The 13229-nt window shown below is 45.4% G+C and carries 6 protein-coding genes; 4 read left to right on the top strand and 2 right to left on the bottom strand.

Going from position 1 to position 13229, the window contains the following annotated elements; genetic code table 11:
* Positions 1-19 precede the first annotated feature (19 nt).
* Positions 20-2350 carry a ribonuclease R gene (gene rnr, locus IPJ86_14795; protein ID MBK7888490.1) on the top strand — a complete coding sequence of 777 codons (2331 nt, stop codon included), beginning with the start codon at positions 20-22 and terminating at the stop codon, positions 2348-2350.
* Here rnr and IPJ86_14800 read toward each other — a convergent pair.
* The gene (locus IPJ86_14800) at positions 2347-6045 is read right to left on the bottom strand and encodes a T9SS type A sorting domain-containing protein (protein ID MBK7888491.1); all 3699 of its coding nucleotides are present in this window, start codon (positions 6043-6045) and stop codon (positions 2347-2349) included. The genes rnr and IPJ86_14800 overlap by 4 nt on opposite strands.
* 197 nt (positions 6046-6242) lie before the next feature.
* Between IPJ86_14800 and IPJ86_14805 the strand changes: the two genes are divergently transcribed.
* Positions 6243-6602, top strand: a complete 360-nt coding sequence (locus IPJ86_14805) for an ORF6N domain-containing protein (GenBank protein ID MBK7888492.1) — start codon at positions 6243-6245, stop codon at positions 6600-6602.
* A gap of 562 nt (positions 6603-7164) precedes the next feature.
* Here IPJ86_14805 and IPJ86_14810 read toward each other — a convergent pair.
* Positions 7165-9792 carry a T9SS type A sorting domain-containing protein gene (locus IPJ86_14810; GenBank protein MBK7888493.1) on the bottom strand — a complete coding sequence of 876 codons (2628 nt, stop codon included), beginning with the start codon at positions 9790-9792 and terminating at the stop codon, positions 7165-7167.
* Positions 9793-9935: 143 nt separating this feature from the next.
* Between IPJ86_14810 and IPJ86_14815 the strand changes: the two genes are divergently transcribed.
* The gene (locus IPJ86_14815; protein MBK7888494.1) at positions 9936-10436 is read left to right on the top strand and encodes a DUF1761 domain-containing protein; all 501 of its coding nucleotides are present in this window, start codon (positions 9936-9938) and stop codon (positions 10434-10436) included.
* A 156-nt stretch (positions 10437-10592) separates the two neighbouring features.
* Positions 10593-13223 carry a PKD domain-containing protein gene (locus tag IPJ86_14820; protein ID MBK7888495.1) on the top strand — a complete coding sequence of 877 codons (2631 nt, stop codon included), beginning with the start codon at positions 10593-10595 and terminating at the stop codon, positions 13221-13223.
* Positions 13224-13229 lie beyond the last annotated feature (6 nt).

The following is a 13229-nucleotide window of genomic DNA, read 5'->3' on the forward strand; positions in this document are numbered from 1 at the left end:
TATTACCTTCGCCTGTAATATGGCAAAGAAAAAGTCTACTGCTGATCATGGAGCCCTTCTGAAGAAACTCCTCCTGGATATTTTTAAAGAACATCCCTATAAAGCCTATAATTATAAACAGGTTATTAAAAAATTAAATCAGGAACCCTTTTTTGAGAATGCGAAGGAACTTCTGGAGTTGATGGATGAACAACAATTGAGAACCGCGCTGATCGCAACGCTGGAGAGCATGTCCATCAATGAAGATATTCAGGAAGTGGATCGTGGTAAGTATAAGTTATGGCCGCAGTCGCATTTTATTGAAGGTGTTCTCGATATGACATCTAACGGTAATGCCTACGTGATGAATGCCGATTTTGAAGAGGATATTTTTATCGATCGATCCAATACACTAAATGCACTTAACGGTGATAAAGTGAAAGTGAATTTATTTGCCTCACGTCCGGGAAAACGCCAGGAAGGGGAAGTGGTGGAAGTGCTCGAACGGGCGAAGAATGAGTTTGTCGGTACAGTTCAGGTGAGTGGAAAGTTCGCCTTCCTTGCTTCAGAAGGTGCCCGTAATGGTGTCGATATTTTTATTCCGCTCTCGGCACTGAATGGCGCGGTCAACGGGGAGAAAGCGGTGGCCCGGATTACCAATTGGCCGGTAGAAGCGAAGAACCCGCAGGGAGAAATTATTAAAGTGCTCGGCGTGCCGGGAGATAATAATGTGGAAATGGATGCCATCCTCGTCGAATATGGTTTTCCATTGCAATTTCCGGCGATCGTGGAGAAGGAAGCAGATGAAATTCCGGAGACCATCTCCCGTAAGGAAATCTCCGCCCGCCGCGACTTCAGAAAAGTCCCTACGTTTACCATCGATCCGGTGGATGCCAAGGATTTTGATGATGCCCTCTCTGTGCAGGTGCTGGAAAATGGTCACCTGGAAGTGGGTGTGCATATTGCCGATGTCTCGCATTATATTAAACGGGATTCGCACCTCGATGAAGAAGCCTATAGCCGCGCAACCTCCGTCTATCTCGTGGACCGGGTGATTCCGATGCTGCCGGAAAAACTGAGTAATATGGTATGCTCATTGCGCCCCGGTGAAGATAAATTATGTTACTCCGCCGTTTTTGAAATCAATGATCGCGGTGAATTGTTCAGCGAATGGTTTGGCCGGACGATTATCCATTCACAACGTCGCTTTAGTTATGAAGAAGCGCAAGAAGTGATCGAGACAGGAGAGGGGGATATGAAGGAGTATATTCTCCGCCTGCATAAAATTGCGCAACAGCTGCGAAAGAATCGTTTTGCGAATGGCGCCATTACTTTTGACAGAGTGGAAGTGAAGTTCCGACTCGATGAGCGCGCACATCCGGTGGATGTTTTTCTGAAGGAAAATAAGGATAGTAATAAGTTGATTGAAGAGTTTATGCTGCTGGCGAATCGTAAAGTGGCTGAGTTTATCGGGAAAAATTTATCATTGAAGCAGGGCAAGGAATTGCCGTTCGTTTACCGTATTCATGATACACCCGTGACCGATAAGCTGGAAGGATTTTCTTTGTTCGCCGCACGTTTCGGATATAAGATCAATACAAAATCGGAGAAGGATATTGCGCATTCCCTCAACAAACTGATGAAGGATGTGAAAGGGAAACGGGAGCAGAATGTCCTCGAGCAACTCGCGATCAGAACCATGTCGAAGGCAGTGTATACTACAGATAATATTGGTCACTATGGTCTCGCTTTTGATTTCTATACGCATTTTACATCTCCTATTCGTCGTTATCCGGATGTGATCGTGCATCGCCTGCTGGATCATTATCTCAAAGGCGGAAAGCCGATGGATGCCGATGAGATTGAATCCGCCTGCAAGCATAGCACGGATATGGAAATTAAAGCTTCAGAAGCAGAACGTGCTTCAGTGAAATATAAGCAGGTGCAATATCTCCTCGACAGGAAGGATGAAGTGTTTAACGGAATGATTTCCGGAGTGACGGAATGGGGCTTGTATATTGAAGTGGTAGAGAGTAAATGTGAAGGACTCTTGCGTATACGGGATCTGACGGATGATTTTTACGAGTTGAATGAAGAGCAGTATTGCCTCATCGGACATAAAACAAAGAAGACCTATCAGCTCGGCGATCTGCTCAAAGTGCGTTTGAAATCCGCTGACTTAATGAAGAAGCAAATTGATTTTATTCTCGCTGAAGATTTTGGAAAGACAAGACCGGGCAAGGAAGGTTTTCGTCCCTCAGGTGGTTTCCGATCAGCACCTTCCGGTGGCTTTGGCTCGAAATCGGGTAAATCGAAATCAGGAGGCTCCGGAAGAGGAAAGAGCTCAAAGCATTCTAAGAAAAGACGCTAATTGGTGGAGGAGCGAATCAGTTTCGTACTGTAAACAACACCAGCTTCTTCAATGCTGAGTAAATAGACTCCGGACTCAAATTTATCGCGCTCCAATGGTAGTCGGAATAAAGCACTTTCAGTAATGATCTGCTGCTCATAAACGACCTGTCCTTTGAGATTATAGATTTTTAAGTTAGCGATATGGTTTTTTTCCGAGCGGAAGAGAATGTTGATATGATCTTTGAAAGGCATAGGGAAAACGAGGATACTTCCGCTTCCTTCATTTCCGCGCTTGATGGCAATGGTTTTTGAATATTTTTCGGCGCCGTTATAGTCTATCTGTCGCAAACGATAATAGCTCAATAACTGCTGCAAAGGATTTTCATCCCGGAACACATAATTGTTGGCGAGTGTGCTGTTTCCTATTCCTTTGGTAAATCCGATTTCTTCAAATTGATTTCCCTCAGCAGACCGCTGGACAAAGAAGCCATCATTGTTTAGCTCACTGAGAGTGGTCCACTCCAATAAGTTCGTTGTTTCTTCGGCCTTTCCGGTAAAGGAACCCATCGTCACGGGCAAAGGAATATTGGAAGGTCCGATGATTTCAAAGTCATCCAGGGCAACACCCGGTGTAGTCACCACTCCATCTGAACGAAATACAAAACGAAATGCAACATTGGGATTCCCTGCCAGAAAAGATACATTGCGCGTGGCCAGTGTAAATGCACTTTGCGTGGAGTTGAAGAAGGGTTCACCAACAGGGAATGCAGTGCCTCCTCCGCCATTGGCAAAATCATACCAGCCTGCACCGGTAGTTCCAAGGATCGTCCAGCTATCTCCTTTGTTCAGCGAATATTCAACACGGAATCCATCGTAGGCAATTTCAAAACTATTTTTCCGGTAAAAATTAAGTGTATATGTTCCGGCTGCTGAGAAGTTGTAATTGGGTGTATATAAATTGCAATAGGCATTATCAGTATAGTTGCCGGTAAGATTCGTCACCCATGCTGAACTTCCGCTACGGGTGCTGTTCTTACCTGCTACAGCGCTGTTTCCTCTCTGCCAGCGGGTGCCTCCTGTATAATCTCCGGCAAAATCATTGGGATTGGTGTCGAAGTTTCCTCCGGCCGCAATCGTATAAGGTGTTCCGCGGTTAGGCAGTACCGTTATATAGGCGGTTTTAGTATTTGTCAGTGCTCCTCCACCTCCATTGATGCTCAGACTCACCGTATATACGCCGGGTGTATTGTAAGTATGCACCGGATTCGATAGGATGGAAGTGAACCCATCTCCGAAATTCCACGCCCACGATGTAGCTTTTACAGAACCATTTGTGAATTGGATGCCTTTACCGGTATAGATGACAAAACGGTCGGCACTGAAATCCGCACGGGCCGGCGAGAAATGATCCGTGGAATACAACCCACGGCCATGAGTAGCCGCAATGATCATATTGTCAGAACTGCGCAATTGCAGCATGTCGGTGCGTACATTGGCCAGACCGCTGTTGGAAGGTCCCCAAACCGTCGCTCCGCCATTTAATTCGTCGGTGCTCCAGATGCCTACTTCTGTAGCCAGTAAAGCTTCAGAGCTGTCAGATGGATTGAAAAGTGACCAGCGGATAGGCATATCCGGTAGATTCCCTTCTACCGATGTCCAGGTTGTTCCTCCGTTCTTCGTTTCCCAAACACTGTTCACACCATAATTGCTATAGGTGACCAGCAAATGATTGTCATCATCCTTTTCCACTTCTATGCAGGAGATGGATGCTGATGTGGGCATACCTGCTCCGGCATTAATATGTGTGGCTGTTGGTGTGGCGGCATTGGCATTGTCCACCCGAACTACTCTTCCGTTGTTGAGTCCGAAGAAAACACGATGCGCCGTAACCGGAGCTACTTTTACTGCAGTCACTCGTCCGGCATTGAAGGCGGCTATAGCGACATTTGTCCAGGTAGTGGAAGTATGGGCATTGAGCAAGCGGGTATAATTTCCGCCCGTGTAGGATGCGTAGAAGTTATTGTTGGTATCATCAAAATCACTGGGATTGATGAAAGATCCATTGTTGTTCGCGCGAATGGAAGCGAAGGATCCTCCTCCATCCGTACTTCTGTAGATGTTGTTGTAAACATAGGAGGAGAACTGATAGTTGGGATCACTTTGATCAATATGGCAATAGGCACCATCTCCACCGGTCACTTCGATGGTAGTGTTGATGCCCGGTACACTGTATTGCTGCGTACCATTGTCCTGCGCTCCGGCCATGAATTGATTGGAGCCTATTGCAGGATTCATGGCACAGGCATAGTATTGGGTGATGTTGTAATTGTAGGATTTGAAATCAATGGTGGTTCCGGCATTCGCAGTGCGATAGATCCCTCCATCATTGCCAAAATAAATGACATTGGAAGATCCGGGTTGAAAGACGATGGCGTGTTGATCCGCATGTACATTCTGGTATCCGAATCCACCGTACCAATGACAAAGTTGAGTCCAGGTAGTACCACTATTGGTGCTTTTGAATAGGTCAATGCCACCTACTAACACCGTGTTGGGATCATTGGGATCTACACCAATAGTAAGATCATACCAGGCCTGACCTCTCGTAAATTCGCCGGCTATTCCGGGATCCGCGTCGGTAGGAAGGGTGCAACTGGTCCAGGTCGTTCCGGAGTTGGTGGTTTTATAAATTCCTCCTACACCGTAAGTAGCAGCACTCATAGTAAGCGCATAGATGACAGCGGCATTCGACGGAGCAGCTGCAATTTCAATTCTTTCAAAACCCGTTGTCGGAAAGCCATTGGCGCCGGTGTTGAGTTTTGTAAACGTACCTGCATTACCGTTAGGTGACCGGTACACACCATCCGCACCACTGAAAATGGATCCTGTAGCCGCGATGATGGCATTGTCTGCTGCCAGATCCACATCTCCTATGAAATCCACCGTAGAGCCGTTGCCGTTACCCAGCACTTCGGTCCAGGTCGTGCCTCCGTTTTGAGAACGAAAGAGTCCGCCATTGGTGGCCGCATAAACATCTCCCGTGGGAGGGTGAATAATCATTCTGTTTACATATCGGAAATTGGCTAACCCGGCAGTAGCTGCAAGCTGTGTAAAAGTGAGACCTCCATCCGTACTCTTCCAGATGCCATCGCCGCGAATAGCATCCGCGTTGAACCATCCTTCGCCCGTTCCAAAATAAATAATATTCCGCGTTGTTGGATGCTGACAAAGTGCAGTAATAGCAATGTTGGAGAATAAATCATTGACGGGTGTCCATACCGGTGCTGCTACAGTGATGTCACTGGTCTTCCAGAGTCCGCCGCCCACTCCGGCCGAAAAAACCGTTTTGTAAGTGGGGTCATTCAGATCCACCATGATCGCTCGCGTACGTCCACCAACGTTAGATGGACCGCGTTCTGTCCAGTTGATACTTAAAGCCCCTGCTACCTTGCCCACCTGACTAGCCGCCCGTAGCTGTTCAGCATAATTGATGGCGTTCCATAAGCGTTCCCTCGGAATACTCATCGTGGCCGGATCGCGGGTGAGATCAAATTCATGCCGCATGGCGAGATCCATCCGATCGCGCTTAGGAATTTTAGTAATTTTAACGGAGATGCTGTCAGTGACCCATAATAATCCCTGCATCAACACAACCGAAAGGAGGGCAGCAGCATAAACCGGGGTGAATAATCGCGGGAAGAGCGAAGAGGTCATATGGATTTAACACGTAAGGGGATATAAAGTTACGGAGGAATTTGTCGATTTCTTTCTGATTTTTTGAAAGGATTGTTATTTAGAAAATTAGCAGCGATAGAAGCGGCAGAAATTTGATAAACATTTGTATTCGACTGTACATGTTTATTAGAGTAGTTCAACCGTTGAACCGACTTATTTTTGCTGCTATGAATACGATGATATCTATTGCACCGCAGGACTTATCAGCACATATCTATCTGATCCGCGGAAGAAACGTGTTACTGGATGATTATCTGGCCAAATTGTATGGGGTTTCAACCAAATCCCTGAATCAGGCAGTGAAGCGGAACCCGGATCGGTTTCCACCTGATTTCATGTTCCAATTATCAGATAATGAATGGATTAACTTGAGGTCACAAAATGTGACCTCAAATGAAATAAAGGAACAGGGAGGCCGGCGTTTAACGGAGACTATTTCGCTAAATCTTCGAATTCCAAAGGGAATAATAGTACACAGACGGCTAAGCAGAAAACATTACGCAGCTTTTGAAAATGATGGTTATTTGAGTGGTTAAAACCCTTCCAGAGCAGTAACGATTCCAAACTTAAACCTACCTATGCTGAAGCTTCGGCAGGCAGGCGCTGCGTTCGCGGCGGGTTCGCGGCGGTCGCTGCGTTTAAACAGAAGATTTAATTATCAGAATATTCTTTTATTCAAAACTAAGATTATTTATGGTCGAAAAATAAAGTCGAATTTGAGGGAAAAAGCGATTGGCCCATTCTAACTGCTCTTAGTGCGGTTAAAATAGAAAACCATTAACTTAAGCGGCTGAATTTAGTTTTCCTATAATGTTACACGTGAATGCAGGTATAAGGCAGGAACTATTAATGCCAATGGAGGAGATGGAGTGCAAGTTCATGGAAGGAGTCGAGTGGTATAACGAAACTCCAGCAGTTGATTGTAACGAATAGTCATAAGCCCGCTCCGATTGGCTTTCATGTGCATCCGTAGAGGACATGTACACTGGAAATACTTTAAATTATTTTGCAAAAAAAGACCGCTGCAAACCAACGATTGTTCGTTTGTCTGCAGCGGTTTGAAGTGTCGATTATTTTCTTAGCTAAAGGCGCTTTCGATTATTGCTTGATAATTCGCGTACTCACTTTCGACTCTCCTTCACCAATGGTAACAATATAAGTACCCGGAGAGAGTTGTCCGGCTAAAGGGAGAGAGATGGTGTTAAATCCTTCCTGAGCGGAAATATTACTCGTATAAAGTTGTTTTCCATTTTGATTGCTGATGATCATCGGTAATGTACCCGCCACTGTGGATTCGAAGTTCAGGTTGAGATCCGAACGGAAGGGATTAGGGCTCGCAGTTAATTGTTTGAGAGCAGTAGCATTTTTGTTTCCCAACTGAAAGGGTTTAGGAGCGAAAACTTCCTTTGTACCATCTCTGTCTACCTGTACTAGCCGGTAATAGCTGATACCGGGGAAAGGTTGTGGATCTACGATTTCATAATTCCTGATGGAGGTACTGTTGCCCGCCGCATTCACTTTCTGCACTAGCTTATAATTGCCGGCATCGGTTGATCGTTCCACGACAAAGTAATCACTGTTTTGTTCGCTGCCTGTTGACCAGGTGATCACTGCTGATTTATTTCTTTCTTTCACATCAAAGCTGAGTAATTTAACAGGCAAAGGATTGACACCACTTGATGTAATTCCGAATTCACCAAATGCTGTTACCCCACTGCGGTTTACTTCCGGCACTAACGCGGATCCTCCAGGTGCAACATGTGTACCGTTCGCTTCCCATACAGAAGCATTATTGTCCCTGCGGAATAAATGCAGTAAGGTATAATCAGTAATTCCTGTAAATCCTTCTGCAATAACTGACAGGGTTGCCGTCCCGCCGCTGAAGCCATTTGCTCCCGTCATCGTCCACCAACCCGAACCCACTGTAGTGCATTCATCCCCTGCATCACTCACCGGCAAACCATATACGCCCGGAAATCCGGTGTCGAAACGTGAGCTGATGGTTCCTTCCGTAGGAGCGGAAGTGAAGTCGATAGTAATGCCATTGTAGATGCTGCTTGTACCCACCGGGAATACAATACCTGAGGTGGTTATATTGTCAATCCATCTTCTAAAGTTTCCAACCACATGTCCGCTGGTTCTTGTTAAAGTACCTAATACGGAAGCCGATGTGCCCAATGTAAGTGTGTTGGCGTTGGTAGTAACATTGCCGGCATTTAAGGTAAGTGTTCCCGACGTGGCAGTAGAAGAAGTTAATGTGACGCCCGCGGCGTTATCGATAGTGAGATTTCTGTTCGTTGCCGGTAAGCCATTGCCGGTAGATTGGCCGACAGTTCCATTGTACAGGTAGTCAGCATTCGTATTATAGCTTCTGATTCCGGTGACGACAATATTTCCGCTTCCTCCTGAAGTAGTGATTCCATTGGCAGATTTAATTCCGAGTTTAGCAGCGCTGCTGAGTGTAAATGTTCCACCGCCGCTTATAGCAGTGTTTTCAGCTACCATTTGCAGAAATGCATTGGTGTTCACGTTAAAATTAACAGAATTGGAAACGGTTCCTCCTGAAGTAAAATCTTGTTGTGTTGTGCCTTTGAAGTGTACAGTATAAGTTGCGCTTCCTGTTTCGGTAATGGTCCCACCGCTATGCGTGAAGTGTCCGAGGACGTTTAAGGTCCCGTTGCCGTTAGATTCACCAAGTCGGAGCGTGCCGGAAGTAACACTTAAGTTGCCGTTTACAGTAGCTGTTGAACTGGCTGAACTACTGGAGAGGATAAGCAATCCTGTACCACTTATATTTAAATCACTACTGATAGCTATTGTTGAATTACCGTTACTGTTATTTCCCATCAGCTCTCCGCCGGAAATGGAGCAGCTACCTGTAATGTTCATCGTTCCGGATGTCCATCCATCAGTTAAGCGTAAGTTTCCGCCTGTTTGTATATAGTTGCCGCCGATAGTAAAAGTACGGGAGGTAAACCCGTCATTAAGTTCTAAGCGACTGCTGCCCGTACTGTTTATGGTAAAATCACTTTGAATACTCATGTTTGTATTTAAAGTCAATACTCCCGTTTGCCCGGTGCAGTTCCAGGTCAGATTTCCATAGTTCTGGCTGATCTGTGAGGGAAGTGTAGTGGTGATATTGGTAATGTTACAATTGGACGTAGCATTCCATGTTGCATTTGGAATAGTTCCTCCATTTTGTAAATGCATATAAGTACCACCTGCAGCATGGTTGATGGTGGCACCTCCACTTACTGTAATTGTTCCTGTATTTCCAATGATACCGTTGTTCACCATATCGGTACCTGTTCCATTCGCGATGGTCAGCGTTCTTCCGCTGTTGACGTTTATTCTCCCGCCGTTTTCAATAACAATCTGGTCGGCGCTAACACTCGCCGCCACGGTTACAATATGTCCGTTCTGGATGGTGATGATATTGTCGGCAGTAACGGGAGTAGTGGTTGCTGCCACCCAGTTGGTCCCGTCATATTCTTCCCATGTCGCTAATGTTCCCCAGTTGCCTGAAGTTTTGGAGCGGTATTCTCCTGCAACTGCTGCCCTCGCCGGTGTGGTGCGGGTAGATTGATACACCATTACGATAAGAACGATCACAAGGGTAGAGACCACTCCGCCGATCAGCATTTTTTGTTTCTGGCTGAGACGGGTAATAGTACGGTTGCTGTTGCGCTGTCTTCCCGGCTGAGGGGAATTGGATTTGAAATTCATGTTAGCTATTTTTAATCACTCTTTCTACGAGGAAATGCACCAGAGGTTACTCTTTTTTTTAAGAGAGGATATATGGATATTTCTTCATAAAATTTGGGGATTTCAAAGATTCATTTTACTTTCACCGATCAAACCTAAAACCCATGAATATTAACTTCTTACTCATCCTTATTACCGCGTTGGTGCCTTTAGTTGTTGGCACTATCTGGTACAACCCTAAAGTGTTCGGAACGGCATGGATGCAGGCCGCTGAAATGACAGAAGAGAAAATGAAGAACCCCCCAATGGTTAAAATCTTCTTATTGTCTTTTTTGTTCGCCTTCCTCTTATCCTTTTCTATGCAGTTTATGGTTATCCACCAGTACCATCTATACTCCTTAGTCGCTGATACCGTGAAGCCCGGAGATACTACTTCTGTAGATGCGCTCTGGCTGAGTAGCTCTTTAGAAGCCTATGGGAAACTCTTCCGCACCTTTAAGCATGGTGCCTTCCATGGGTTATTAACCGGAATTTTCATGGTACTCCCTATCATCGGTACACATGCCCTCTATGAAAAGAAAACGGCAAAGTATATTTTTATTAATGCCGGCTATTGGATGGTCAGCATGATGATTATGGGCGGAATCTTATGCCAATGGGCCTGATCGTATTCAATTAAAAAAAATCCGAAGGGAGGGTGAGCATTCATTCTCCCTTTTTCTTTATATTTCGGTAGATTTACGTTACGAAGAAAAATTATCCTCTCAGGTAAACCATTTGCCGCTGACCTTCGTGATATCCTCTGAAAACAATCCACAACTATGAAATACATTTATTCTCTCCTCCTGGTCCTGTTTGTGACCTTTGGCGCTCAGGCACAAAATTGTGTCTGGACAGCCTCCAATCCCTCAGGAAATGTTGCAGTGTTAATCCCTTCTCCCGGATTCCCAGCCGGACAGTTTTACGGCATCTGGACGTTCGGTAACGGTACCTCTTCCGGTCCGGTAGCGGTAGGTCCTATCACTCAGGTGTACAATTCACCCGGAGTGTATTCGGTTTGTCTCAATGTTTACGATAGCCTCAATGGTGGAATCATTTGCACCCATTGTGATTCGGTATTGGTGGGCGCTAACAATTGTAGTTTCACTTATACGCAAGATTCCAGTAACGCGAATCAATATTATTTTAGCGCCAATTTGCAAGGGACAAATACTGTTGCGAACTGGAGTTTTGGTGATGGAAGCAACGGTACCGGAAATAATGTGACGCATACCTATGCTGCAACAGGTACCTATACAGTCACTATGACAGAAGTTGATTTCTTTAATAATGTCATTTGCTCCTACACCTATACCATCATCATTAACTCCTCCATCTCCTGTGCTTTTGGTTATACTTTCCCTAATCCCGCTCAAAACCCGGCGCTCTTGCAGTTTAACGCCGCATTTAATACTTCCGGAGCTCAGTACATCTGGGATTTTGGTGATAACTCTCTTCCTGTAACCGGTAATAATCCGCAGCATGCTTTTGCACAACCCGGCGCTTACAATGTTTGTTTAACAATAATTTCCGGTGTTGATACTTGTTTCAATTGTATGATGATTCCTGTTGGTGGAGGAGGTGGATCAAATTGTTCCTTTATTGCAACTCCCGACTCCTCCAATCCTTCTTCATTTACTTTTCTTGCTACCGGTACAAACCCCAATAATGCAATTGTTTGGAATTTTGGTGATGGATCTACCGGATTTGGAATGATAGCCAGCCATACCTACAGCAGCACGGGGACGTTTACGGTTTGTATGGATGAAATAGACTCTTCAGGAGCCATCATCTGCTCTTTCTGCTTTCCGGTGCAGACAAACGGCGGCGGTGGCGGCATCAATTGTAACTTCACTGTTTCTACCTGGCCGGGAAACCCCACCATTTTTACATTCGCCATCCCTCAGGCCATTAATACAGCCTATTTCTGGGACCTTGGAAATGGGGTTACTGCCACAGGAAACAATGTAGCACATAATTATGCAGCTCCCGGAACCTACAATGTATGCCTTACTGCCAGCAATGGAATTACCTCCAGTACCTGCTGCCAAACGATTGTAGTTCCTCCCAATCCAAATCCTTGTTCATTCGTTGCCACTCCTGACAGTTCGCTTGCCAATACCTTTAATTTTGTTGGTCTTCCTTCCCAGCTTATCACAGGTCTCACATGGGATTTTGGAGATAACACAACAGGAGTGGGCAATAACCTTTCGCATACCTATCCCGGACCCGGTACCTATCAGGTCTGTATGAATGAAATCGAACTGGCTACAGGAAATATTGTTTGTACATCTTGTATGGCAGTCACTGTTGGGAACTCCAATTGTACTTTTACCGCAACGGCCGCTCCTGGAAATCCGGGTACCTTTAGCTTCAATACACAAGGAATTCCCAACAATACGTATTACTGGGATTTTGGAAATGGCGCCACCGCTACCGGTAACAATGTTGCCTATACCTACCCGTCTCCCGGCGTATATAATGTTTGTCTAAACGTAGGTAATGGCGGAGCAATTATCTGTACCTCCTGTCAAACCATTACTGTTCCACCGAACAACCCTTCTTGTGTTGCGAATTTTACTTCAGTAAGTATCGGGTTGATCGCTTACTTTATCGATCAGTCTACGGTGAATCCTCCCAATGTACCACCGCTGCCTGTGCCCGTAAACTACAGTTGGAATTTCGGAGATGGTAATTCAAGTACATTGCAGTTTCCTCAACACCAGTACAGTGCTCCCGGAACCTATTTGGTTTGTCTGACAGTAAGTACAGTGGGTTGTACAACTACTTATTGTGATTCTATTGTGATAGATACCACCATCAATAACCCGATAGGTTGTAATGCTTATTTCATCTTTACTCAAACCACCCCTTACCAACTGATTGGCGTGAATTTGTCTAATGGTGTAAATCTTAACTTCAGTTGGGATTTCGGTGACGGATCACCGTTAGGATCCGGAGCATACCCTACACATCAGTATGCAAATACCGGGACCTATGTCGTTTGCCTCACCGTTTCAGATTTCCTGGGATGTAACGATACCTATTGCGATACAATTACTGTGGATTCATTGGGTAATATCATTTATCGCGGTTTCTCTGCCAATGCCGGCTTCACGCTGAATATTATTTCTCCGTCGCAACTCACAAGTGGCCTTGATGATCAGACAAATACCATATCCCGTATTTATCCTGTTCCTGCTACCGATCGTTTGTTTGTTGAATGGGCAGCGAATACGGCCGATGCACTGAATTATCAGGTCATCAGTGTAGATGGAAGAGAAGTGATGAAAGGATTGGTCACTCGTACCGCGAATCAATTGAATACAGAAAGTCTTTCTCCCGGCATCTACCTGTTCAGAGTAATTAATGCAGATGGAAGTGCGGACAGCAAGACCTTTGTGAAACAATAACCGCAG

It is taken from the genome of Bacteroidota bacterium (assembly GCA_016713925.1).
GTDB lineage: Bacteria > Bacteroidota > Bacteroidia > AKYH767-A > OLB10 > JAJTFW01.